This is a genomic window from Mycobacterium sp. UM_Kg1 (assembly GCF_000972925.1).
Classification (GTDB): Bacteria; Actinomycetota; Actinomycetes; order Mycobacteriales; family Mycobacteriaceae; genus Mycobacterium; species Mycobacterium hiberniae.
Genome location: NZ_JRMK01000058.1, coordinates 1 through 24,587, shown reverse-complemented (window position 1 = coordinate 24,587; position 24,587 = coordinate 1). Strand labels below are relative to the sequence as shown.

General features: G+C 68.8%; 23 protein-coding genes and 2 pseudogenes. 21 read left to right on the top strand and 4 right to left on the bottom strand.

What is annotated here, in order from left to right; genetic code table 11:
- Positions 1-150: pseudogene (locus tag LI92_RS22320) on the top strand (type VII secretion protein EsxI); the annotation flags it as partial.
- 219 nt (positions 151-369) lie between these two features.
- Here the strand turns inward: LI92_RS22320 and LI92_RS10985 are convergent.
- Positions 370-1,464 carry an ESX-1 system-associated protein gene (locus tag LI92_RS10985; RefSeq protein ID WP_046318778.1) on the bottom strand — a complete coding sequence of 365 codons (1,095 nt, stop codon included), beginning with the start codon at positions 1,462-1,464 and terminating at the stop codon, positions 370-372.
- Positions 1,465-1,572: 108 nt separating this feature from the next.
- Here LI92_RS10985 and aspS point away from each other — a divergent pair, with 108 nt between their 5' ends.
- Together aspS and LI92_RS10975 are read left to right on the top strand one after the other, a co-directional pair.
- Positions 1,573-3,342 carry an aspartate--tRNA ligase gene (gene aspS / locus LI92_RS10980; RefSeq protein WP_046318776.1) on the top strand — a complete coding sequence of 590 codons (1,770 nt, stop codon included), beginning with the start codon at positions 1,573-1,575 and terminating at the stop codon, positions 3,340-3,342.
- Positions 3,343-3,388: 46 nt separating this feature from the next.
- Positions 3,389-3,802 carry a PaaI family thioesterase gene (locus tag LI92_RS10975; RefSeq protein WP_046318775.1) on the top strand — a complete coding sequence of 138 codons (414 nt, stop codon included), beginning with the start codon at positions 3,389-3,391 and terminating at the stop codon, positions 3,800-3,802.
- 6 nt (positions 3,803-3,808) lie between these two features.
- Here the strand turns inward: LI92_RS10975 and LI92_RS24335 are convergent, their stop codons facing one another.
- The gene (locus LI92_RS24335) at positions 3,809-4,150 is read right to left on the bottom strand and encodes a transglycosylase family protein (protein ID WP_046318788.1); all 342 of its coding nucleotides are present in this window, start codon (positions 4,148-4,150) and stop codon (positions 3,809-3,811) included.
- Positions 4,151-4,588: 438 nt separating this feature from the next.
- Here LI92_RS24335 and LI92_RS10965 point away from each other — a divergent pair, with 438 nt between their 5' ends.
- Together LI92_RS10965 and LI92_RS10960 are read left to right on the top strand one after the other, a co-directional pair.
- Positions 4,589-5,428, top strand: coding sequence for a DUF3097 domain-containing protein (locus LI92_RS10965; protein ID WP_046318773.1), 840 nt, complete (start codon positions 4,589-4,591; stop codon positions 5,426-5,428).
- A 145-nt stretch (positions 5,429-5,573) separates the two neighbouring features.
- A complete protein-coding gene (locus tag LI92_RS10960; RefSeq protein ID WP_192830029.1) occupies positions 5,574-6,911 on the top strand; it encodes a replication-associated recombination protein A in 1,338 nt (445 codons plus the stop codon).
- A gap of 96 nt (positions 6,912-7,007) precedes the next feature.
- Here LI92_RS10960 and LI92_RS10955 read toward each other — a convergent pair whose 3' ends face one another.
- Entirely contained in the window at positions 7,008-7,667 is a 660-nt protein-coding gene (locus LI92_RS10955; RefSeq protein WP_046318766.1) for a GntR family transcriptional regulator, read from the bottom strand.
- 90 nt (positions 7,668-7,757) lie between these two features.
- Between LI92_RS10955 and LI92_RS10950 the strand changes: the two genes are divergently transcribed.
- The 14 genes from LI92_RS10950 to aroQ all read left to right on the top strand — a co-directional run bounded on the left by LI92_RS10950 (position 7,758) and on the right by aroQ (position 21,616).
- Positions 7,758-9,083: an LLM class flavin-dependent oxidoreductase gene (locus LI92_RS10950; protein WP_046318786.1), complete on the top strand. Its 1,326-nt coding sequence runs from the start codon at positions 7,758-7,760 to the stop codon at positions 9,081-9,083.
- Between the two features lie 8 nt (positions 9,084-9,091).
- A complete protein-coding gene (locus LI92_RS10945; RefSeq protein WP_046318784.1) occupies positions 9,092-10,276 on the top strand; it encodes a CaiB/BaiF CoA transferase family protein in 1,185 nt (394 codons plus the stop codon).
- 15 nt (positions 10,277-10,291) lie between these two features.
- A complete protein-coding gene (locus tag LI92_RS10940) occupies positions 10,292-11,197 on the top strand; it encodes an HpcH/HpaI aldolase/citrate lyase family protein (protein ID WP_046318765.1) in 906 nt (301 codons plus the stop codon).
- Between the two features lie 108 nt (positions 11,198-11,305).
- A complete protein-coding gene (locus tag LI92_RS10935; protein ID WP_192830030.1) occupies positions 11,306-11,704 on the top strand; it encodes a secondary thiamine-phosphate synthase enzyme YjbQ in 399 nt (132 codons plus the stop codon).
- An 84-nt stretch (positions 11,705-11,788) separates the two neighbouring features.
- Entirely contained in the window at positions 11,789-14,485 is a 2,697-nt protein-coding gene (alaS, locus tag LI92_RS10930; RefSeq protein ID WP_046318763.1) for an alanine--tRNA ligase, read from the top strand.
- Positions 14,482-15,009, top strand: a complete 528-nt coding sequence (gene ruvX, locus LI92_RS10925; protein WP_046318761.1) for a Holliday junction resolvase RuvX — start codon at positions 14,482-14,484, stop codon at positions 15,007-15,009. The genes alaS and ruvX overlap by 4 nt, the downstream gene beginning before the upstream one ends.
- Complete coding sequence (locus LI92_RS10920; protein WP_046318759.1) at positions 15,002-16,255, top strand: endolytic transglycosylase MltG; 1,254 nt, start codon at positions 15,002-15,004, stop codon at positions 16,253-16,255. Before ruvX ends, LI92_RS10920 begins: the two co-directional genes overlap by 8 nt.
- Complete coding sequence (locus tag LI92_RS10915) at positions 16,233-17,069, top strand: shikimate dehydrogenase (protein ID WP_046318758.1); 837 nt, start codon at positions 16,233-16,235, stop codon at positions 17,067-17,069. Before LI92_RS10920 ends, LI92_RS10915 begins: the two co-directional genes overlap by 23 nt.
- Positions 17,070-17,079: 10 nt before the next feature.
- On the top strand, positions 17,080-17,499 hold the full coding sequence (locus tag LI92_RS10910) for a prepilin peptidase (RefSeq protein WP_046318756.1): 420 nt from the start codon (positions 17,080-17,082) through the stop codon (positions 17,497-17,499).
- Between the two features lie 161 nt (positions 17,500-17,660).
- Positions 17,661-18,068 carry a hypothetical protein gene (locus tag LI92_RS10905; protein WP_286135017.1) on the top strand — a complete coding sequence of 136 codons (408 nt, stop codon included), beginning with the start codon at positions 17,661-17,663 and terminating at the stop codon, positions 18,066-18,068.
- Positions 18,069-18,188: 120 nt separating this feature from the next.
- Positions 18,189-19,406, top strand: a complete 1,218-nt coding sequence (gene aroC, locus LI92_RS10900; RefSeq protein ID WP_192830028.1) for a chorismate synthase — start codon at positions 18,189-18,191, stop codon at positions 19,404-19,406.
- A 55-nt stretch (positions 19,407-19,461) separates the two neighbouring features.
- The gene (locus tag LI92_RS10895) at positions 19,462-20,067 is read left to right on the top strand and encodes a shikimate kinase (RefSeq protein ID WP_046318754.1); all 606 of its coding nucleotides are present in this window, start codon (positions 19,462-19,464) and stop codon (positions 20,065-20,067) included.
- Complete coding sequence (gene aroB, locus LI92_RS10890) at positions 20,064-21,170, top strand: 3-dehydroquinate synthase (protein ID WP_192830027.1); 1,107 nt, start codon at positions 20,064-20,066, stop codon at positions 21,168-21,170. The genes LI92_RS10895 and aroB overlap by 4 nt, the downstream gene beginning before the upstream one ends.
- Positions 21,167-21,616, top strand: coding sequence for a type II 3-dehydroquinate dehydratase (gene aroQ / locus LI92_RS10885; protein ID WP_046318753.1), 450 nt, complete (start codon positions 21,167-21,169; stop codon positions 21,614-21,616). The genes aroB and aroQ overlap by 4 nt, the downstream gene beginning before the upstream one ends.
- Here the strand turns inward: aroQ and LI92_RS10880 are convergent.
- Positions 21,577-22,284 (bottom strand): B-4DMT family transporter, encoded by a 708-nt coding sequence (locus LI92_RS10880; protein ID WP_046318751.1) that lies wholly within the window; start codon positions 22,282-22,284, stop codon positions 21,577-21,579. The two genes, aroQ and LI92_RS10880, sit on opposite strands and share 40 nt — an antisense overlap.
- A 33-nt stretch (positions 22,285-22,317) precedes the next feature.
- Here LI92_RS10880 and LI92_RS10875 point away from each other — a divergent pair, with 33 nt between their 5' ends.
- Together LI92_RS10875 and LI92_RS10870 are read left to right on the top strand one after the other, a co-directional pair.
- The gene (locus LI92_RS10875; RefSeq protein ID WP_046318748.1) at positions 22,318-23,442 is read left to right on the top strand and encodes an aminopeptidase P family protein; all 1,125 of its coding nucleotides are present in this window, start codon (positions 22,318-22,320) and stop codon (positions 23,440-23,442) included.
- 405 nt (positions 23,443-23,847) lie between these two features.
- Positions 23,848-24,587, top strand: a pseudogene (locus LI92_RS10870) (hypothetical protein); the annotation flags it as partial.

Below are 24,587 nucleotides of genomic sequence, written 5' to 3'. Positions count from 1 at the left end.
GGTTCGGTGGCCTGCCAGGAGTTCGTGACGCAGTTGGGCCGCAACTTCGCGGTCATCTACGAGCAGGCCAACTCCCACGGTCAGAAGGTCCAGACCGCCGGCAACAACATGGCCAACACCGACGCGTCGGTCGGTTCCAGCTGGGCCTGAGCCCCAGCAAGCCCTCACGAAGCCGGCGCAGCCCACAGAGGCTGCGCCGGCTTCGTGCGTTTTTCGAACCTGACCGTATGAGAGCCAACCGGTTTCGGGCGTTCGGCAGTCCCAGGGGTGCGCGTGCCGGGGAGTGCGGACGCCGCCTCCCCGGGACGCGCCCGGTCCACCGGGCGGGACGCGCCCCGTCACCGGGGCGCTGCAGCTAGCTGGCCGCAGTTAGCTGATAGCTGCCGACGAACACGCCCCCAGCACCGTGGTGGACAGGAAGGTCGCGGCGTTGGCCAACGAGTTGTCGGAGGGGTCGTAGGTCGGCAGTGCCAGCACGAACGCCCGCCGGTACTGCGCGGACAGCTCCGCGAAGTCTTGCAGGGTGGGGTTGTTGCTGCGCCGGCCCAGCTGCTGCATCTTGTTGGCCAGGCTGATCATGACGGGCCCGACTGCCAGGTTGATCGCCTTCTGCTGCGGGTTCCAGTACGTCGCCGGGATGGTGGGATCCATGCCGTGCCACTCGGCGGCATCGGCACCGAATTTGTCCAGCGTGGCCTTCCAATCCGCGCACACCGAGTTCGACCCGGTCAGGTAGCGCTGCGGGTTGGCGGGATTGCCCGGCGAAGCGACCTTGGTGGGGGAGGCCTGCGCCTCGACCAGTGGTCCGCGGGCAGCCGCCGAGCCGTTGTTGGCGGCCGCGCAGATCGCCGCCAGCGCCGACGCCGCGCTGTGCGCGGTCCCGGCCAGGGCGGCGTCGCGCTCGGTGTAGGTGGGGATGTGCTCGACGAAGGTCCGCGCGTAGGCGATGAACTGCTCGTAGAGTTCACGCATCACCCGATGCGGGGTCAGCTTCACCAGGCCGACGGCCTGGGCGGCGGCGTTGCGCACCACCTGCCCGGCGGCCATGTATTCCCGCTTCTGCTCGTCGTTCCACGCCGATGCCGGGATCGACTGGTCGCGCTCATTCCAGTGGCCGTGTCCCAGCATGGACAAGGTGCTGGACAAATTGCCACTGATCGAGACCCACGCGGTGCAGCTGGGGTCGCTGATGACGATCGAGACCGGCCCGGTGTCGTCCGCGCTGGCGATGCCCGCAGCGGCCGCGTTACGGCTGGAGGTTGAGCCGTCCAGCGTGCTCTTGCCGGGGTCGCCGCCCAGCAGCACCACCCCGACCAGGACCAGTGCGACCACGGCCAGCACGACAACGGCGGCCAGCCCCCACTTGAGGCTCTTGTTCTGTTTGGGCTCAGCGGCTTCGTCGTCATAGACCTCGTCCTCGTCGTCGTCGTAGTCGAAGTCGAGGTCATCGGTCCCGTTAGTCACAGTGAGCCAGCTTAAAGCACCGACCGGCGCGGGGCAGGGCGACAACAGGGCTCTAGACTTGGCGGCGGTCAAAACGTTACCGAACCATCCATCGCCAAGGGGGTATTCGTGCTGCGCAGCCACGACGCCGGCTCACTGCGGGCCACCGACGCCGGGCGCAGCGTCACGCTTGCCGGTTGGGTGGCGCGCCGGCGCGACCACGGCGGGGTCATCTTCATCGACCTGCGTGACGCTTCGGGAGTCGCACAGGTGGTGTTCCGTGACCCCGCTGTGCTTGAGCAGGCGCACCGGCTGCGGGCCGAGTTCTGTGTGGCGGTGACCGGTGTTGTCGAGGTCCGGCCCGAGGGCAATGAGAATCCGGACCTGCCCACCGGGGCCATCGAACTGAACGCCACTGCGCTGACTGTGCTCAACGAGGCCGCGCCACTGCCGTTTCAGCTCGATGAGTCGGCCGGTGAGGAGGCCCGGCTCAAGCACCGTTACCTGGACCTGCGTCGCGAAGACGGTCCCGGCGCCGCGCTGCGGCTTCGTTCCCGGGTCAACGCGGCGGCCCGGGCGGTCTTGGCTGAGCACGACTTCGTCGAGATCGAAACTCCCACGCTGACGCGTTCCACGCCCGAGGGCGCCCGCGACTTCCTGGTCCCGGCGCGGCTGCAGCCCGGCTCGTTCTATGCGTTGCCGCAGAGTCCGCAGCTGTTCAAGCAGCTGCTGATGGTGGCCGGCATGGAGCGCTACTACCAGATCGCCCGTTGCTACCGCGACGAGGATTTTCGGGCCGACCGCCAGCCGGAGTTCACCCAGCTGGACTTGGAGATGAGCTTCGTCGACGCCGAGGATGTGATCGCCGTCGCCGAGGAGGTGCTCAAGGCGCTGTGGGCCCTGATCGGCTACGACCTGCCGCTGCCGTTGCCCCGCATCACCTATGCCGAGGCGATGCGCCGGTTCGGGTCCGACAAGCCCGATCTGCGTTTCGGACTGGAACTGGTGGAGTGCACAGAGTTCTTCTCCGACACCACTTTTCGAGTGTTCCAGGCTCCCTACGTGGGGGCGGTGGTCATGCCGGGCGGGGCGTCGCAGCCGCGCCGCACGTTGGACGGCTGGCAGGAGTGGGCCAAGCAGCGCGGTCACAAGGGGCTGGCATACGTGCTGGTCGGTGCGGACGGGGAGCTGTCCGGTCCGGTGGCCAAGAACCTCACCGATGCCGAACGGGCCGGGCTGGCCGGGCACGTCGGTGCCGCGCCGGGCGACTGCATCTTCTTCTCAGCCGGGCCGGCCAAGCCGTCCCGGGCACTGCTGGGGGCGGCTCGCGGCGAGATCGCCCGGCGTCTGGACCTGATCGACCCGAACGCCTGGGCGTTCACGTGGGTGGTGGACCCGCCACTGTTCGAGCCGGCCGACGACGCCACCGCCGCCGGTGACGTGGCGGTCGGCTCCGGAGCCTGGACCGCGGTGCACCACGCCTTCACCTCGCCCAAGCCGGAACACGCCGATCGCATCGAGACCGACCCCGGCTCGGTGCTCGCGGACGCCTACGACGTGGTCTGCAACGGCAACGAGATCGGTGGCGGTTCTATCCGTATCCATCGGCGCGATGTCCAGCAGCAGGTCTTCAAGGTGATGGGAATCGACGAGGCGGCGGCCAACGAGAAGTTCGGATTCCTGCTGGACGCCTTCAGCTTCGGCGCTCCGCCGCACGGCGGGCTGGCGTTCGGCTGGGACCGGGTCGTGGCGTTGCTGGCCGGCGTGGACTCGATCCGCGAGGTCATTGCGTTCCCCAAGTCCGGCGGTGGAATCGATCCACTGACCGACGCTCCGGCGCCCATCACCGCGGCGCAGCGCAAGGAAGCCGGGATCGACGCGGTGCCTCAACAGCGCTGAGGCACCCGCTGGACACCGCCCGCAGGCGTGGTCGAAGCTGGCAGGCATGGATTCGGCTGAGTACGCCCGACTGGTTGTCGCCAACATGCCGTTCGCGGCCGTCCTGCAGATCCAATTCGGCGAACTGGCACCGCAACTGGTGCGTGCGACCATGGCGTGGGCGCCGGAGCGCTGCACCACCGGTGGCATGCTGCATGGGGGAGCGCTGATGGCGTTCGCCGACACGGCTGGCGCGGTCTGCCCGGTCATGAACCTGCCGCGGGGCGCCGCCACCTCGACCATCGAGTCGAAGACGAATTTCTTCCGCGCGGTACGCGACGGCACCGTGACGGCGACCAGCGTTCCGCTGCATGTCGGGCGGAGCACCATCGTGGTGCAGACCGATCTCGGCGACGACGACGGCGGGCTGGTCGCCCGGGTCACCCAGACCCAGGCGGTGCTGGCGGCTAAGGCGCGGTAGGCGCGCTCACCAGAACGGCTTGAGCAGCTGGCGCATGGCCGGCGGCACCCAGCCTTTGACCGATGACGGAAATACTCGGCCCGGCCCGCATTTCGGCCAGGCGTAGGGGCCCTGCTCGTCGAGGACCCGGTTGGCTACGGCGATCTGTTGCTCCCGGGTGGCCTTGGCCGGTGACCCCACCCCGCCGAATGCGCGCCAAGTCGACGGTTTGAACTGCAGTCCGCCGTAAAAGCCGTTCCCGGTGTCGGCGGCCCAATTACCGCCCGATTCGCATTGTGCGACCGCGTCCCAGCCGATCGCCATATTGTCGGCGTGGGCTACCCCCGCCGAGGACAGCATTGTGCCCATGATCCCCCCGGTGATCAGCCCGGACGTGGCCCATGTCAGCCGTTGGCGTCCGAACCGCACGACACGCCGTGCCGTGTTCCGGTACATATCACAACCTCCGTGATAGGTGTATATCAATGAGGTTTCAGAGCATAACGCGATGAATGATAAAAAAACACATTTCAGTCACCTAATGATGCAAATGAGTTTGTTGTTCTTATTGAGTAAAAAGTGATAAGAGATGTTCTAGTTAACTGAGTTGTTATTGTTACGTATGTTGCGAGAGATCTCTTAGAAATTAAGAAGTTATTGAGTGACTCTTGTTGCTCAAGTGGCTGTTGTGTCGAGAGTGACAACTGAGGCGCCGAGCGCGGGCCGCGACGCCGTCCGGAAAAAAACGCCTGAATCGCCGCGCCCGGTTCACCCGCAGCGCGCCCGTGCGCCCCTAGGCTGCCTCGGGTGGCAGACCGCTATGGATCCGACATCCTCGCCGACAACCCGCACACCGCCCGCAAGAGCCGCTCGGTCGAGGTCCCGGTGCAACGCGGCATGGTGGTCGAAGACGCCCAGAGCGGCTTCGTCGGCGCCGTCGTGCGAGTCGCCTACGGACGGATGGACTTGGAGGACCGGCACGGGCGTACCCGCGGCTTTCCCGTCGGCCCCGGTTACCTGATCGACGGCAAGCCGGTGATCCTGATCGAACCCAGGCCGGCCGCTGCCCGGCCGCCGGCCCGCACGGCGTCGGGCTCGGTGGCGGTGCCCGGAGCGCGTGCCAAGGTCGCGCTGGCCAGCCGGATCTATGTGGAGGGCCGCCACGACGCCGAACTGGTCGAACAGGTCTGGGGCGAGGACCTGCGCGTCGAGGGAGTGGTGGTCGAGTACCTCGGCGGCATCGACGATCTGGCGGCAATCGTGGCCGAATTCCGGCCCGGGCCCGGCCGCCGGCTCGGCGTGCTCGTCGATCACCTGGTCGCGGGATCCAAAGAGACCCGCATCGCCGAGACGGTGCGCCGCGGGCCGGGCGGCGCCCACACCCTCATCGTGGGGCATCCCTACGTCGACATCTGGCAGGCGGTGAAGCCGGCGCGACTGGGGCTGCGGGCGTGGCCGAAGATCCCGCGCACCGTGGAGTTCAAGCACGGTATCTGCGACGCCCTGGGCTGGCCGCACGGCGGGCAGGCCGACATCGCGGCGGCCTGGCAACGCATCCGCAGCCGGGTGCGGGACTGGACCGATCTGGAGCCCGAGCTGATCGGCCGCGTCGAGGAGCTCATTGACTTCGTGACGCAATCGGGCTGAGCCGCGCCGCCGCGGCTTACCGTCGCGAGCGGTTCAACGCGGGCAATGAGGATCTGCGTGCCGGTAAGACGTTCGCGGGGTGATTGCGCGTCGAGGGCCGGCGGCGCGGCCGCGCGGGTGAGGGCGAGCAGCGGCTGCGCATGGTATGCCTGAAGTCGTGTCCGACGGACTGTTCGACCTCACGGGTGCGCCGGCGCCGGAACCGAATGGGCCCGGCGGCGCCTCCACGCCGTTGGCGGTGCGGATGCGTCCGGCCAGTCTCGACGAAGTGGTCGGCCAGGATCACCTGCTGGGGCAGGGCTCCCCACTGCGTCGCCTGGTCGACGGTTCCGGGGCGGCCTCGGTCATCCTCTACGGGCCGCCCGGCACCGGAAAGACCACGTTGGCCTCGCTGATCTCCGGCGCAACCGGCCGACGATTCGAGGCGCTCTCGGCGCTGAGCGCCGGGGTCAAAGAGGTGCGCGCCGTGATCGACACCGCGCGACGCGCGGCCGCCTACGGCGAGCAGACCGTGCTGTTCATCGATGAGGTGCACCGGTTCTCTAAAACCCAGCAGGACGCCTTGCTGGCCGCGGTCGAGAACCGCGTAGTGCTGCTGGTGGCCGCCACCACGGAGAACCCGTCGTTCTCGGTGGTCGCCCCGCTGCTGAGCCGGTCGCTGATCCTCCAACTGCGGCCGCTGGGTCCCGAGGACATCGCCACGGTGGTGCGCCGCGCCATCGACGACGAACGCGGCCTGGGCGGACGCATCGAGGTGGCTCCCGACGCCGTCGACCTGCTGGTTCGGCTGGCCGCCGGGGACGCCCGCCGAGCACTGACCGCACTGGAGGTGGCCGCCGAGGCGGGTGGGCGGGTGACGGTCGAGGTCGTCGAGGGCTCCCTGGATCAAGCCGCGGTGCGCTACGACCGCGACGGCGACCAGCACTACGACGTCATCAGCGCCTTCATCAAGTCGGTTCGCGGCTCTGACGTCGATGCCGCGCTGCACTACCTGGCCCGGATGCTGGTTGCGGGGGAGGACCCTCGATTCATCGCCCGCAGGCTGATGATTCTGGCCAGTGAAGACATCGGGATGGGCGATCCGACCGCGCTGCAGACCGCGGTGGCCGCCGCGCAGACCGTCGCGCTGATCGGCATGCCCGAGGCGCAACTGACACTGGCGCACGCCACCATGCACCTGGCCACCGCCCCGAAGTCTAACGCGGTGACCACTGCGCTGGGCGCGGCGATGGCGGACGTCCGAGCGGGGAAAGCCGGGGCGGTCCCAGCGCACCTGCGGGACGGGCACTACGCGGGTGCACAGTCGTTGGGCAATGCGGTGGGTTATCGGTACGCCCATGATCATCCCGACGGTGTTGTGCCGCAACAGTATCCACCAGATGATTTGATCGGGGTGGATTACTATCAGCCAACCGCACGAGGTGCGGAACGGGAGATCGGCGCGCGGCTGGCGAGACTACGGGCGATCATCCGCCGCCGCTGACACCCGGTCGCTGCGGCGAGCTGCACTGATTCGCCGAGGGTCAGGCGCCCGGGCACGCCGGCGCCGTCATGGCCTTGAGCGTTCCGGGCGTTTTCGTCAGCCAGCCGCGCCGGCTTGGGCCAGCCAATCGGCCAACGAGCGCCCGGCATCGAGTACGTGTTGTTCGGCGATGGTGCGCGATCCCTCAGCGTCACCGGCGGCCAGCGCCGCGACGAGTTTGCGATGATCTTCCAGCGAATGGTGCTCGTGCTCGGGGAACACCGTCAGGAAGTTGGTCGGTACCACTCGCGCCGCGTGGCGGATCTGGTTGAGCAGCTGCGGCGAATGAGCGGCCCGATGAATCTCCTGGTGGAACTGCCAGTTGGCGTCGCCGATGGCGTCCGAGCCGTGCAGGGCCTCGACTTCGGCGACCAGCGTGCGCAGGCGCTCGACGTCGGCGGGGGAAATCCGCTCGGCGGCCCAGGCAGCGGCCTGCCCGGTCAGCACGCCCAGGATGGTGAAACTGTCCAGCACATCCTCGGGGCGAATCCCGATCACCGTGACGCCGCTGCGCGGTGCGACCTCCACCAGGCCCTCGTAGGACAGCTCCAGCAGGGCTTCGCGCACGGGCGTGCGGCTGGTGGCGAACTCCGTGGTGATGGCGTCGAGGTCGAGGCGGGTTCCCGGCGCCAGCACGCCGGTGAGGATGCGGTTGCGCAGCTCGCGGGCCGCGCGCTCGCGCACGGTGCCCCCGATATCGACATTGTTTGCCGTCACGGCAGGAATCGTACGACATGCGCAAATGCCATAGTTGATATCTGATATATCAGATGGTAGATATCACCTGTGACTTCGCGAACCGATCAGATGGCGCTCATCGCCTTCATGCAAGCCGGCAATACCTCGGTGTACGCCGGATCGTGGCGCCACCCCGCCACCGAGCACGGCTACCTCGACGCCTCCTACTACGCCAAGATCGGCCGGCAGCTCGAAGAGGGCTGTTTCGATCTGATGTTCTTCGACGACAGGCTGGCGATGCCGGGCATCTACGGCGGCTCGGTCGCGGAAGCGGTTCGCTACGGAGCGCGGCCGGTGAAGTTGGATCTATCCGTCGTGCTCGGCGTTCTCGCCCAGGCGACCTCGAAGATCGGCCTGGGTGCCACGTACTCCACCACCTATTACCCGCCGTTCCACGTGGCCCGCACCTTCGCCAGCCTCGATCACCTGTCGGGTGGCCGGGCGGCGTGGAACGTAGTGACCTCGGTCAATGACAGCGAGGCCCACAACTATGGCTGGGAAAGCCATCTCAGCCACGACGAACGCTACGACCGCGCGGACGAGTTCCTCGACGTCGTCGCCGGGCTCTGGGACACCTGGGAAGACGACGCGATCGTGGCGGACCGCGGAGCCGGCATCTTCGCCGACCCGTCCAAGGTGCACGAACTCAACCACATCGGCGAGTACTTCTCCTCGCGCGGCCCGCTGACGGTACCGCGCGCCCCGCAGGGCCGTCCGGTGATCCTGCAGGCCGGATCGTCAGGGCGGGGACGCGATTTCGCATCCCGCTGGGCGGATCTCATCTTCACCGGGGACCCGGGTATCGACGTGGCGCGCAGTCACTACGCCGATCAGAAGGCACGCATCGGCGACTGCGGGCGTGATCCCGCCACGGTGAAGCTCTGCCCGATGGCCTACACGGTGGTCGGAGAGACCGAGGCCCAGGCCAAGGACCGCGAACAGACCCTGCTCCACGACCTGGTGCACCCGATGGCGTCGCTCACGCTGCTCTCCGAGCTGATGAACTACGACTTCGCGCAGCACAACCTCGACGATCCGATCACCGACGAGTTGATCGCCTCGGTGTCGGGAATCCGCGGACTGGTGCAGAACTTGCGCGCCCATATCGGCGGTGACACCGTCACGTTGCGCGACCTGGCCGGGCACCGGGCCACGCTGTTGCAGGGACCGCGCTTCGTCGGCACCGGATCCCAGGTTGCCGACCAGATGGAGGAGTGGTTCCACGGCGGCGCCTGCGACGGCTTCGTCTTGGCCGCCACCCATGCGCCGGGCTCCTACGAGGACGTGGTCCGGATGGTGGTCCCCGAGCTGCAGCGTCGCGGACTGTTCCGCACCCGCTACGAAGGCAACACCCTGCGTGAGCATCTGGGCCTGCCCCGGCCCGTCGCGGCATGACGGGCGCGATGCTCGCCGGCATCCGGGTGCTCGATCTGGCCACGTTGGCAGCGGCGCCGCTGGCGGCCACCTACCTCGGCGAGTTCGGGGCCGACGTCATCAAGGTCGAGCAACCCGGCTCCGGAGATCCGATCCGCAGCTGGGGCAACCAGCGCGACGGCGTCGGGCTGATGTGGAAGTCGGTGTCGCGCAACAAGCGTTCGATCACCTGCAACCTGCGGCTGCCTGAAGGCCAGGAACTGGTGCGCAAGCTGGTGGCCCACGCCGATGTGGTGGTCGCCAACACCCGTCCGCAGACGCTGCGCGGGTGGGGCCTGGACTACCAGGCGTTGCGCGCGGTCAACGACCGCATCGTGATGCTGCACATCACCGGCTTCGGGCTCTCTGGTCCGAAGAGTGACAGGCCGGGCTTCGGCACCCTCGGTGAGGCGATGAGCGGGTTCGCCAACATCACGGGTGAAACCGACGGCCCACCCACTTTGCCGCCGTTCATGCTGGCCGACGGCGTCGCATCGCTGAACGCCGCCTATGCGGTGATGATGGCGCTGTACCACCGCGACGTGCACGGTGCTTCGGGTCAGCTGATCGACGTCAATCTCATCGACCCGCTGGCCCGGCTGCTGGAGCAGACCCTGCTGGGCTACGACCAACTCGGGCTGGTGCCGACCCGAGCCGGCAACCGCTGGGACATCTCGGCGCCGCGCAACACCTACCGCACCGCAGACGGCCGCTGGCTGGCCATGTCGGGCAGTTCACCGGCGTTGGCGCTACGGGTGTTTCGGGCGATCGGGCGCGCCGACCTGGTCGACGACGCTGACTTCAGCGACCCGCAGCGCCGGCTGGCCCGCGCCGCCGAAGTCGACCGAGTGGTCGCCGACTGGGTGGCGACCAAGACCCTGGACGACGCCATGGCGGTTTTCGACGCCGAACAGGTCGCGGCCGCAGCGGTGTACGACATCACCGACCTGGTGGCCGACGAGCAGCTGGCGCACCGCAAAGTCTTTGTCCAGGTCGACGACGACGAACTCGGCGCCATGACCGTCCAGGCCCCGGTGCCGCGCTTCTCCGGTGCCACCGGGCGGGTGGAGCACCTGGGCCCGCGCTTGGGGGAGCACAACGCCGAGGTCTACCGCGACCTGCTTGACCTCACCTCATCCGACATCGACGACCTGCACGCCCGCGGCGTGCTGTGAGTAAGGAGATCGCCCATGCTGTTGCGCCGTTCCGAGTTGGCCGTACCGGCTGCCAACGACCACATGTTCGCCAAGGCGGCTGCCTCGCAGGCCGACCTGGTCTTCCTCGACCTGGAGGATGCGACCGCGCCCGCCGAGAAAGTCGGTGCCCGCGCCAAGGTGATCACCGCGCTGAACGAACTGGACTGGGGGCGCACCGCGCGGGCTATCCGGATCAACGGTCTGGACCCCCAGTGGTGCCACGACGACATCATCGAGGTCGTCACCGCCGCGGGCCACAACCTGGACACCATCGTGGTGCCCAAGGCCTGCAGCGCCCGTGATGTCTGGTGGGTCGATCTGCTGCTCACCCAACTGGAGGCCAAACTCGGTCTGGAACGCCAGATCCGCCTCGAGGTGCTCATCGAGGAGGTCGAGGGGCTGGCCAATGTCGAGGAAATCGCCAAGGCCAGCCCGCGGATCGATGCGCTGATCTTCGGGGTCGGCGACTTCTCACTGTCCCAGGGCGCGCGGGTGGACACCAACTTCGTGCCGATCTGGGACTACCCGGGTGACTTCTGGCACTACGCCCGAAACAAGGTTCTGGTAGCGGCTCGTATTGCCGGCCTCGAGGCCATCGACTCGCCCTACCCCGATTACGCAGATCTGGACGGCTACGTGTCCGAAGCCCGCCGGTCCTCGCTGTACGGCTTCACCGGCAAGTGGGCGATCCATCCGACTCAGATTCCGGTCGCCAACACGGTGTTCTCGCCGACCGCCGCGGAGATCGCGCTGGCCGAACGCAACATGGCGGCCTACCGCGAGGGTGAGGCGAAGGGGCTGGGCGCTGTCGGGATCGACGGGGTGCTGGTGGACGCGGCGCACGCGAAGATGGCGCAGAACACTCTGGCACGGGTGGCGCTGATCAATGGGTGGCGCTGACCCAGCGCGATCAGACGCGGAAACGCATGATCACCGGACAAATGGCGCGACTCCGTGTCTGCTCGCGGCCCGAACGCGAGCTCCTACTCTGGAGCGGTGAACACCGAAGTGCTCGAGATCGACACCTCCCGGCGCCGAACCGTCGACCTGACCGAGCAGGTTCGCGCGTTCTGCGCCGGCCACGGCGACGGGCTGTGCAACGTCTTCGTGCCGCACGCGACGGCGGGAGTGGCGATCATCGAGACGGGCGCCGGGTCCGACTCCGATCTGGTCGACACGCTCGAGCGACTCCTGCCGCGCGACGAGCGCTATCGCCACGCGCACGGGTCGCCGGGACACGGGGCCGATCACGTGCTGCCTGCGATCGTGGCGCCGTCGATCACCGTGCCGGTGGCGAACGGCGAGCCACTTCTGGGAATCTGGCAGTCGGTGGTGCTGGTCGACCTCAACCGCGACAACCCCCGCCGCAGCGTGCGACTGAGCTTTGTCGGCGCCGACGCCACCTGAGGATCCTTGCCTGCCGAGGCGACGATCGGCAGACCGGTACTGTAGTGCCGTCGAAACGGGCGAGACGGCGGGAAGCGATAGAAAGTGCAGACACACGAGATCAGGAAGCGCTTCCTCGATCACTTCGTGAAAGCGGGCCACACCGAAGTGCCGAGCGCTTCGGTCATCCTGGATGACCCCAACCTGTTGTTCATCAATGCGGGCATGGTGCAGTTCGTGCCCTATTTCCTGGGCCAACAGACCCCTCCGTATGCCACTGCCACCAGCATCCAAAAGTGCATCCGGACCCCGGACATCGACGAGGTGGGCATCACCACCCGGCACAACACCTTCTTCCAGATGGCCGGCAACTTCTCGTTCGGCGACTACTTCAAGCGCGGCGCCATCGAGCTGGCCTGGACGCTGCTGACCAACAGTCTCGACGACGGCGGATACGGGCTGGACCCGGAACGGCTGTGGGCCACGGTCTACCTCGACGACGACGAGGCCATCGCGTTGTGGCAGGAGATCGCGGGACTGCCGCTCGAGCGGATCCAGCGCCGGGGCATGGCCGACAACTACTGGTCGATGGGTATCCCGGGACCCTGCGGACCGTCGTCGGAGATCTACTACGACCGCGGCCCGGAGTTCGGTGTCGACGGCGGCCCGGTGGCCAACGAGGACCGCTACATCGAGATCTGGAACCTCGTCTTCATGCAGAACGAGCGGGGCGAGGGCACCTCCAAGGAAGACTTCGCGATCCTCGGACCGCTGCCGCGCCAGAACATCGACACCGGGATGGGGATCGAACGGGTCGCCTTCCTGCTGCAGGGCGTGCACAACGTCTACGAGACCGACCTGGTCCGCCCGGTCATCGACCTGGTCGCGACCCGGGCGCCGCGCGGCTACAACACCGGCAACGAAGCCGACGACGTGCGCTATCGGATCATCGCCGATCACTCCCGCACCGCGGCGATCCTGATCGGCGACGGGGTGAGCCCGGGCAATGACGGCCGTGGCTATGTGCTGCGCCGGCTGCTGCGCCGGGTGATCCGCTCGGCCAAGCTGCTGGGTATCGAGGGGCCGATAGTCGGCGAGCTGATGGCCACCGTGCGCGACGCCATGGGGCCCTCCTATCCGGAATTGGTCACCGACTTCGACCGGATCAGCCGGATCGCGGTGGCCGAGGAGACTGCGTTCAACCGGACCCTGGCGTCGGGATCCAAGCTGTTCGACGAAGCAGCGGCGGCGACCAGGGCCGCCGGGGTCACGGTGCTGTCCGGCAGCGATGCCTTCACCCTGCACGACACCTACGGTTTTCCGATCGAGCTCACCTTGGAGATGGCCTCGGAGGCCGGACTGCAGGTCGACGAGTCCGGTTTCCGCGCCCTGATGGCCGAGCAGCGCCGGCGCGCCAAGGCCGACGCCGCCGCCCGCAAGCACGCGCACGCCGACTTGACCGCCTACCGGGAGCTGATCGACGCCGGACCCACCGAGTTCACCGGGTTCGACACGCTCACCACGGACGCCCGCATTCTGGGCATCTTCGTCGACGGCAAGAGGGTGCCCGTGGTGTCCCACGACACGGCCGGCGTCGGGGGGCACCCCGATCGCGTCGAGCTGGTGCTCGACCGCACCCCGCTCTACGCCGAAGCCGGTGGGCAGATCGCCGACGTGGGCACCATCACCTCCGGGCCGTCCAAGGCCATGGTGACCGACGTGCAGAAGATCGCTCAGACGCTGTTCGTGCACCGGGTCAACGTCGAGTCCGGCGAATTCGTCGAGGGCGACACGGTCACCGCGGCCGTCGACCCCACCTGGCGCAAGGGTGCCACCCAAGGCCACTCGGGCACCCACATGGTGCACGCCGCGTTGCGGCAAGTGCTGGGGCCCAACGCTGTTCAGGCCGGCTCGCTGAACCGGCCGGGCTATCTGCGGTTCGACTTCAACTGGCAGGGGGCGCTCTCCGATGAGCAGCGCCGCCAGGTCGAGGAGGTCACCAACGAGGCCGTACAGGCTGACTTCGAGGTCCACACCTTCACCGAAGACCTCGAGAAGGCCAAAGCCATGGGGGCCATGGCGATGTTCGGCGAGCGCTACCCGGAGAAGGTGCGGGTGGTCGAGATCGGCGGCCCCTTCTCCCTGGAGCTGTGCGGCGGGACGCATGTGGGCAGCTCGGCGCAGATCGGCCCGGTGACTATCCTGGGCGAATCCTCGGTCGGCTCCGGGGTGCGCCGCGTCGAGGCCTACGTGGGGCTGGACTCTTTCCGGCATCTGGCCAAAGAGCGTGCGCTGATGGCCGGCCTGGCCTCCTCGCTCAAGGTGCCCTCCGAGGAAGTGCCCGCGCGGGTGGCGACGTTGGTGGAACGGCTGCGCGCGGCCGAGAAGGAACTGGACCGCGTCCGGCTGGCCAATGCGCGGGCGGCGGCCTCGACGGCCGCGGCCGGCGCCGAGAAGGTCGGTGACGTCCGTCTCGTGGCGCAGCGGATGCCCGCGGGCATCGGTGCCGGCGACCTGCGGTCGCTGGTCGGCGATATTCGCGGCAAGCTGGGGCAGGAGCCCGCTGTGGTGGCACTGATCGCCGACGGCGAAGACAGCGTGCCCTACGTCGTGGCCGCCAACGCCGCCGCGCAGGAACTCGGGCTGCGCGCAGACGATCTGGTCAAGGATGTGGCGGCGGCGGTCTCGGGCCGCGGCGGCGGCAAGGCCGATTTGGCGCAGGGCTCCGGCAAGGACCCCGGCGGAATCGATGCCGCGTTGGCGGCGCTCCGTGCGGCGGTCGCCCGGAGCGCGCCGGCGTGACCTCACCCCACCATCGAAGCCCGGACCGGCCCGGCGGACCGGACGATCCCGGCCGCGGCCGGCGGCTCGGGGTGGATGTGGGCAGCGTGCGTATCGGGGTGGCCTGCTGCGACCCCGACGGCCTGCTGGCGACCCCGGTGGAGACCGTTCGGCGGCACTCGTCCGGATCGCACCTGCGCCGGCTGGCCGACCTGGCCGACGAATACGACGTGGTCGAAGTGGTGGTGGGCCTGCCCCGGACCCTGGCGGACCGGGCCGGGTCGGCCGCGCAGGACGCCCTCGGCGTTGCCGACGGCCTGGCCCGGGTGCTGGCGCAGCGCGGCCGGCGCGCCCCGGTGCGGCTGGCCGACGAGCGTCTGAGCACGGTCAGCGCGGCGCGCGACCTGCACGCGGCCGGTGTGCGCTCCAAACGGCAGCGGTCGGTGATCGACCAAGCGGCCGCGGTGACGATCCTGCAGAGCTGGCTCGACCAGCGCCGGGCCCTGAGCGGCTCGGCCCTGCCGACGGAGGACGACGATGTCTGACGCCAAGGCGGGGAAGCGAGCCGAACCGGCAGCGGTCGGGCCGCCGCGGCGCCGGATGAGCCGGACCGAGCGGGCCCGTGAGAGGCGGTCGCGGCGCCAGCGCAACCGGCAGCGCCGCCTGGTCCGCGGTCTTGGCATCGGGGCGGTTGCCCTGGTGCTGATCGCCGCGGTGTTCGTGGGCTCCAAGCTGTGGCACGCGCGCGGTCCGGTGGTCGACTTCACCGGCGATGGCGGCCCACAGGTGCTGATCGAGGTCCGCGAGGGCGACTACACGACCGCGGTCGGCGAGACGCTGCGCAATGCCGGGGTGATCGCCGATGTCGCGACCTTCCTCAGTGCCGCGCAGGGCAACTCCGCCATAGCGGCGATCCAGCCCGGGTTCTACCGGCTGCGGACCGAGATCCCGGCCGCCAGCGCGGTACGGCAGCTCACCGACCCGGCGAACCGGGTGGGCAAGCTGGTGATTCCCGAAGGGCGCCAGCTCGACGACACCACCGACATGAAGACCGAGCGGGTGACCGCTGGACTGTTCACGCTGATCGCCGAGGCCAGCTGTCTGGAGCTCAACGGCGAGCGGCACTGCCTGACGGCTCAAGAGCTGCGGCGCGCCGCCGAGACCGAGACTCCCGAGGCCCTGGCGGTCCCGGGCTGGGCGCTGGGGCCGGTCACCCGGCTCGGGCACGACCACCGCCGCATCGAGGGGTTGATCACCGCCGGCACCTGGAACGTGGATCCCACCGCGACGGCGTCGACTGTGCTGGCGAAGCTGATCAGTCAGAGCAGCGCCGAGCTGGACCGCTCCGGCCTGCCGGCCATCGCCGAGCAGGTGGGCATGACCCCCTACGAAATGCTGGTGGTGGCCTCGCTGGTGCAGCGGGAGGCGCTTCCGCACGACTTCGCCAAGGTGGCCCGGGTCATCGACAACCGGCTGGGGGTGCCGCAGCGGCTGGAATTCGACTCGACGGTCAACTATCCGCTGGACCGCCAGGAGGTGGCCACCAGCGACGCCGACCGCGCCAAGGTGACGCCCTGGAACACCTATGCCTCCGAGGGGCTGCCGGCCACGCCGATCTGCTCGCCGGGCAGAGACGCCCTCGACGCTGCCGAGCACCCGGAACCCGGAGACTGGCTGTACTTCGTGACGATCGACAAGGACGGCACCACATTGTTCACCCACAACTATCAGCAGCACCTGAACAATATCGAGATGGCGCTGGACAACGGTGTCCTCGACAGTTCCCGCTGAGCCCGGACCGCGCCGGGCCGCGGTACTGGGATCGCCGATCGCCCACTCCCGCTCACCCCAGCTGCACCTGGCTGCCTACCGGGCCCTGGGCCTGCAGGACTGGACCTACGAGCGCATCGAGTGCGGCGCGCAGGAATTGCCGGCACTGGTCGCCGGCCTCGGGCCGGAATGGGTCGGACTCTCGGTCACCATGCCGGGCAAGTTCGCGGCCCTGGCGGTGGCCGACGAGCGGACCCGGCGCGCCGAGCGCATCGGTTCGGCGAACACGCTGGTACGCACCGCGACCGGGTGGTTGGCCGACAACACCGACGTCGACGGGGTCGCCGGGGCGCTGAGGACGGCCGGGCCGGTGTCCGGGGAGGCCGTCGTGCTGGGGTCGGGCGGCACCGCCCCGGCCGCAGTGGTGGGCCTGACCGAACTGGGGGTCGGCCACATCACGGTGGCCGCACGCAACCCTGACAAGGCTGCTCGCCTGGTTGCCCTGGCGACCGAGATGGGCGTGTCGGCGCGTTTCTGTGCCCTCGACGACCCGGCCCTGGTCCAGGCGGCCGCTGCGGCCTCGGTGATGGTCAGCACGCTGCCGGCCGACGTCGCCGCGCGGTACGCGCCGGTGCTGGCCGGGGTGCCGGTGCTGCTGGACGCGATCTACGACCCGTGGCCCACGCCGCTGGCGGCTGCCGTCAGCGCCGCCGGGGGAACCGTGATCAGCGGCCTGCAGATGCTGCTGCACCAGGCGTTCACCCAGGTCGAGTTGTTCACCGGCCGGCCTGCGCCCCGCGCGGAGATGACTTGCGCGATCGCTGAGCCGGCCTGAGCATGACGCCATGGTGGCGGGCCTGGTCGTGGTATGGCTGACGCTGTTGAGCGGCTATGACCTCCGGCAGCGCCGCCTGCCGAACTGGTTGACGCTGCCCGCCGCCGTGGCGGTGCCCGCGGCGGCCTTCGCGGCCGGGCGGGGGCCCGCCGCGCTGGCCGGGGCGGCAGCGCTGACCGGGGTGTATCTGGTGGTGCACCTGGTCGCGCCGGACGGATTGGGGGCCGGCGACGTGAAGCTGGCGGTTGGGCTGGGGGCGCTCACCGGCTCCTTCGGGGCCGACGTATGGCTGCTGGCCGCCGTGTCGGCGCCGCTGCTGACCGGGCTGTGCGGGCTGTACACAGCGCTGGCGCGCGGCGGCCGGACCGTCGCGCACGGGCCTTCGATGTGCCTGGCCAGCGCGGTGGCCACCGGCCTGGGAATGCGCTGAACACGCACTGATCGCGGGATGCATCCACGTGCTGAGCTGAGGGAAAGCAAATTAACGGCGAATGTGATCTTGCCAGGATATGTTTGCCGCTCAGCCCATTTTTAGCTAATATCAACCGTATTGACCTGCTATGTACCGGGTGTAGCCAAGAGGGGGTGACCGTGAAGCGAGCTGTGATTGGGGGCGTGGCCGCTGCTGGTGCGGTTGTCGTCGGCGGCACCGTTCTGGCCAGCAACATGGCTTCGCCGTCCCTGCCTGACGTGCAGGTGCCGGCGGTTCAGCTGTCCAGTGCCGAGGGAACCGACGCCACCGTGCAGTGGTTGGACCTGTTTGCGCAGACCTCGTCGGCCAACGCTGATCCGCTCGGCGGCTATCTGCTGGATCCGAATACCGCCGTGTCGCCCGGCGATTCTCCGTTGGTGCTGATCGATCCCGAGGCGTCAGCTGAGGATTTCGACCAGATCCTCGACGGGGTGGTCGGCAATGCCGGCAGCCAGCTCAAAGCGGTGACCTCGCCGAGCAACGGCCCGGATGCCGTCACCTACCTGATCCTTAAAAACGGTTCCTGAGCCGCCCTGCGCGCGCAAACCGGACCTCCTGCCGGTTTGTGCGGCCCCGGTGGTACCTGTCCGCAACCGTAAACTCCTCCAAGCCCGGGTGGGCCTGACCGGCATGGGAAGATGAGACACGTGTTGCGTTGGATAACTGCCGGGGAATCACACGGTCGCGCGCTGGTCGCCATGGTCGAGGGCATGGTCGCCGGGGTGACCGTCACCTCGACCGACATCGCCGGGCAGCTCGCCCGTCGTCGGCTGGGCTATGGCCGCGGGGCGCGGATGAAGTTCGAGGCCGATGCGGTCACCGTGCTGTCCGGGGTGCGGCACGGGGTCACGCTGGGCGGTCCGATCGCCGTGGAGATCGGCAACACCGAATGGCCCAAGTGGGAGACGGTGATGGCCACCGATCCGGTGGACCCGGCCGTGCTGGCCGGCGAGGGCGGTGCTCGCAATGAGCCGCTCACCCGGCCCCGGCCCGGCCACGCGGACTTCGCGGGCATGCTCAAGTACGGCTTCGACGACGCCCGCCCGGTGCTCGAACGTGCCAGCGCCCGCGAGACCGCCGCGCGGGTCACCGCCGGCACCATTGCCCGGGCGTTTTTGGACCAGGCACTGGGGGTGCAGGTGATCTCCCACGTGATCTCGATCGGCGCCTCGGAACCCTACGACGGTCCGGTGCCGCAACCGGCGGACCTGGCCGCCATCGACGCCAGCCCGGTGCGCGCGTTCTGCGGGCAGGCCGAAGCGTCCATGATCGCCGAGATCGAGGCGGCCAAGGCCGGCGGCGACACCCTGGGCGGCGTGGTCGAGGTGGTGGTGTCCGGCCTGCCGATCGGACTGGGCTCCTTCACCAGCGGCGATGACCGCCTCGACAGCCAACTGGCCGCGGCGATCATGGGGATCCAGGCGATCAAGGGCGTCGAGATCGGCGACGGCTTCACCACCGCTCGCCGCCGGGGCAGCGCAGCGCACGACGAGATGTACCCCGGTCCGGACGGCGTGATGCGCTCCACCAACCGGGCCGGCGGCCTGGAGGGCGGAATGACCAACGGCCTGCCGTTGCGGGTGCGTGCGGCGATGAAGCCGATCTCCACGGTGCCGCGGGCCCTGGCCACCGTGGACATGGCCACCGGCGAGGAAGCCGTCGCAATCCACCAGCGCTCGGACGTGTGCGCGGTACCGGCCGCCGGTGTGGTGGCAGAAGCCATGGTGGCGTTGGTGGTGGCACGTGCCGCGTTGGCCAAGTTCGGCGGCGACTCGCTGGCCGAGACCCGCCGCAACATCGAGGGCTATCGCCGTTCGGTGGCCGAGCGGGTGCCGGTCGCCGACCAGGATTCGGCATCGGGGTAGGCACCGTGCACACGCCGCCCTCTTCTGCTCACTCCGTTCTGCATCGGCGGCAGCGGTGACGCCCAGAGCGGTTCTGGTGGGGTTGCCCGGGGCGGGCAAGTCCACCATCGGACGGCGCCTGGCCAAGGCCCTCGATGTGGAGTTCCTCGACACCGATGCCGCCATCGAAGCCCGCGCCGGGCGGACCATCGCCGACATCTTCGCCACCGACGGCGAGCCGGAGTTCCGCCGTATCGAAGAAGAGGTGATTCGGGAGGCGCTGGCCGAGCACCCCGGTGTGTTGTCACTCGGCGGGGGAGCCGTGACCACACCCGGAGTGCGTGACGCATTGGCCGGACATCCGGTGGTATTCCTGGAGATCAGCGCCGCCGAAGGCATCCGGCGCACCGGGGGCAGCACGGCCCGGCCGCTGCTCGCCGGTCCCGGCCGGGCGGAGAAGTACCGCGAACTGATGTCGCAGCGGGTGCCGCTGTACCGGCGGCTCGCGACGATCCGGGTCAACACCAACCGGCGCAACCCGGGGGCAGTCGTGCGCTATATCGTGTCTCGGCTGGAGGCCGGCGCGACCACCGGCCGAACGACCCCGCCGCCGGCGGCACCCGCCGGGGCGCCGCCCACGCCCGCCACCCTGGCCGCCCGACAGACCGGAGGACGAAAGTGACCGACATACCCGAGCCCATCACCGTGACGGTGGCCACCGACCGGCCGTACCCGGTGGTGATCGGCAAAGGCCTGCTCGGTGATCTCGCCGGGCTGCTCGCCGGGCGGAACAAGGTCGCGATCCTGCACCAGCCGACGCTGGAGGCGACAGCAGAGGGAATCCGAACCTACCTCGCCGACAAGGGGATCGAGGCGCACCGCATCGAGATTCCCGACGCCGAGGACGGTAAGTCCCTGCAGGTGCTCGGATTCATCTGGGACGTGCTGGGGCGCATCGGCCTGGACCGCCGCGACGCACTGGTCAGTCTGGGCGGCGGCGCGGCGACCGATGTCGCGGGATTCGCCGCGGCGACCTGGCTGCGCGGCATTTCGATCGTGCACGTGCCCACCACGCTGCTGGCGATGGTGGACGCCGCGGTCGGCGGGAAGACCGGCATCAACACCGAAGCGGGCAAGAACCTGGTCGGGGCATTTCCCCAGCCCGCCGCTGTGGTCGTCGATTTGGCCACGCTGGAGACGTTGCCCAAGCGCGAGATCGTCGCGGGCATGCCGGAGATCGTCAAGGCCGGCTTCATCGCCGACCCGGTGATTCTGGACCTGATCGAGGCCGATCCCGCCGCGGCGATGGATCCGGCGGGCGAGGTGCTCGGCGAGCTGATCCGGCGGGCGATCACCGTCAAGGCTGAGGTGGTCGCAGCCGACGAGAAAGAGTCGGACCTACGCGAAATCCTCAACTACGGGCACACTTTGGCGCACGCCATCGAAGCCCTGGAGCACTACCAATGGCGCCACGGCGACGCGGTGTCGGTCGGACTGGTGTTCGCCGCCGAACTGGCCCGCATCACCGGACGCCTGGATGACGCGACCGCCGATCGGCATCGTTCGATCCTGCTGTCGCTGGGACTGCCGGTCAGCTACTACGAGGACGCGCTGCCGGCGCTGCTGGAATACATGATGGGGGACAAGAAGACTCGAGCCGGTGTGCTGCGGTTCGTGGTACTGGACGGCCTGGCCAAGCCTGGCCGGCTGGAAGGTCCCGACCCGATGCTGCTGGCCGCCGCCTACGACGAGGTGGGGCGGCGCTTCCGATTGGAGCGACGATGAGCAGGATCAACGTCATCAACGGCCCCAACCTGCAGCGGCTGGGCCGGCGTGAGCCGGAGGTCTACGGCAGCACCAGCTATGCGGACCTGCAGGCGCTGATCGAACGGGAAGCGGCCGAGCTCGGGGTCGAGGTCGTGGTGCGCCAGAGCGACAGCGAAGCCGAGCTGCTGGACTGGATTCACGCCGCGGCCGACGCCGCCGAACCGGTGATTCTCAATGCCGGCGGACTGACGCACACCTCGGTGGCGCTGCGCGACGCCTGTGCCGAGCTGCGCGCCCCGCTCATCGAACTGCACATCTCCAATGTGCATGCGCGCGAAGACTTTCGGCGGCACTCCTACCTGAGCCCGGTTGCCGACGGGGTGATCGTCGGCCTCGGGGTGCGCGGTTATCTGCTGGCGTTGCGCTACTTGGCGGAGTCGTCGGCCGCTGAGTCGTCGGACTGAGCCGCGTCGGCGCCGTCGTCCTTGATCGCCGGGAACTCGGTGGTGGCCTCGGCATCGGCGTCGGCCGGGAACTCCTCGGTGGTGAAGCCCGATGCGGGGCCGGCCAACGTCGCCTCGGGCGCGGTCTGCGCCGATACGGCGTCGGTCTCCTCGGCGGCGACAACCGGAGCCCCGACGGTGGCGAACACGTCGGTCGGCTGGCTCTGCTCCTGCGCGGCCGGGACGGGGCGGCGCTCCGGGTGCTTCTCGTACTCCTTGTCGATGGCACGACGGCCGAGCGCCACGCCGGCCACCGCCACCACGAACACCAGCAGTGCGGTGAAGGCCGCGAAGCTGGTCAGCTCGTTGAAGAACGAGCTGATGTAGAGCCCCTTGTGGAACTGGCCGATAACCCACGAGACGAATCCACTGAGCAGCCCGGCCACCAGTCCGGCGCCCAGCCAGGTCATCGCCAGGTCGCTGCGCCGGTCCGGGTCGGCTTCGGCCTTGGCGTCCTCGCGGCCGTCGGAACGACCCCAGACGAACACGGCGATCGCGAACAAGATCATCAGCACCAGGCTGATCAGACCCGCCTGCGCTTCGAAGGCATTGATCAACACCCCCTGGATGAGGCGGACCACGACCATCACAGCGGCGAAGACCAGTCCACGCCGAAACCACTTGCTCATGGGGCCACAGCGTAGCGAGTACCGTCACACCGCGTGACACATTCCTCCCGCAGGGCGCGTCTCAGTGCCGCAATCGAAGCCCTGGACTTGGACGCGATGCTGGTCACCGACTTGATCAACGTGCGCTATCTGTCCGGATTCACCGGCTCGGCCGGCGCGCTGCTGGTCTACGCCGACGATCGGGCATCGGTCCTGGCCACCGACGGCCGCTACCGCACCCAGGCCGCCCGGCAGGCGCCCGACCTGCACGTCGCCATCGAACGCAGCGGCGCGTGCCACCTGATCGGCGAAGCCGCGGCGGCCGGGGCCCGCCGGGTCGGCTTCGAGGCGCACGTGGTGACCGTGGACCAATTCGACGCCTTGGCGGCGGCATTGCCGGCGACCGCCACCGAAAGGCCCGTCGAGCTGGTCCGGGCCTCGAACACGGTGGAGGCCTTGCGGGAGGTCAAGGACGCCGGGGAAGTGGCCCTGCTGCGACTGGCCTGTGAGGCGGCCGACGCGGCCCTGACAGACCTGGTGGAGCGCGGCGGCCTGCGTCCGGGGCGTTCGGAGCGCCACGTCGCCCGCGAGCTGGAGGCCTTGATGCTTGACCACGGTGCCGACGCGCCGTCGTTCGAGACGATCGTGGCGGCGGGTCCGCATTCGGCGATCCCGCATCACCGTCCCACCGACGCGGTGCTGGCGGCCGGCGATTTCGTCAAGATCGACTTCGGGGCGCTGGTGGCCGGCTACCACTCGGACATGACCCGCACCTTCGTGCTGGGGCCGCCCGCCGATTGGCAGCGGGAGATCTACGCGGTGGTCGAGGCCGCGCAGCGGGCCGGCCGGGAGGCCCTGCGCCCGGGTGCGGCACTGCGTGAGGTGGATGCGGCCGCACGGACGGTGATCGGCGAAGCCGGCTACGCCGAGACCTTCGGGCACGGCCTCGGGCACGGGGTGGGGCTGCGAATTCACGAAGCGCCCGGAATCAATGCGACGGCCGACGGGACACTGCTTGCCGGTGCTGTGGTGACCGTAGAGCCCGGCGTCTATCTGGCCGATCGTGGCGGCGTCCGCATCGAGGACACGCTGGTGGTCGGCGGTGGACCTTCGGCGCCCGCCGGGACACCCCCGGACCTGCTGACTCGGTTCCCCAAGGAACTGACCATCCTGACCTAGCCAGCGGTGTGCCCTGAACAGGTAAAACGAGGTCGCGGGCCTACGCTGTGCGGGTGATTGTCTTAGGGATCAGCTAATCCTTTTACGGCCGAGGAACGCCGCAGCGTCCGGCGATCCGGGGCGAGGTGCAAGGTCCGCAGCCCTGCGGCGTTTGGGCGACCGGTCTCGCCAGCATCGCTGGTCGGGCCGGTCCTAGGGATGGGACTCGACGGCTGCAGGGTCGTTCCGCGTCAACAGTGGCGCTGGCTGTTAACTCGTCGCCGAATCGAGGCAAGCTGGCCGTTTATGTGGACTTAAGGTATTTTTAATGAAACCGTGAGCCCATTCGGGGTGTCTGACTTCTCTTCCAATCCCGGTCGTGGGCACTGGCCTGGAGTTCCTCCCCTGCCAAAAAGGAGCATGTGCATGACCGGTCGGTGTAACGCTGGGCAACGTCGTTCGTCGCGTCGGTTGGGGATGCGGAGGCGTGAGCTCGGGGCGGCCGGGGCGTTGAGCGCTTTCCTGGCGTTCGGGGTGGCGCCGCTGACCACGGCGCCCGCAGCGCACGCCGAGGTCGGTGACGTGATCATCGATACGGTGTCCTCGTTGTTCGAGTCCTCGACGTGGGCCGACACCGACACTCTCGGTGCGGCGTGGGACGCCCTGCTCCTGCAAGACAACTGGGACGCCCTGCTGGTCAACCTGGGCGATCAGGACTTCGGCACGGCTTTGTTCAGCGAGTTCGTCTACGTCCCGCTGTACACCTCGATCGAGACCTGGATCGACAGCTCTGATGGTCAGTTGTTTTCCAACTTCGTCAACTCGATGTCGGGGCAGTACCTGATCGGCGACGGCGCTGACGGTACAGCCGATAACCCTGACGGCGGTAATGCCGGACTGCTGTTCGGCGACGGCGGCAACGGCTACGGCTACGGCGGCAGCGGTGGTAACGCTGGGTGGTTCTTTGGTAACGGCGGTAATGCTGGGTCAGCTGATGCAGCTGGCACCCAAGCGCCGATGCATACCTTCGCTGCCGAGGGGTCCGGTCCGATCAACGGCACCCCCGGCGTTGGTGGCAACGCAGCGTTCTTGTTCGGCAATGGTGGCAACGGTACCGACGGTGGCGATGGCCAGTTCGGGGGCAACGGCGGTGCGGGCGGCGCTGG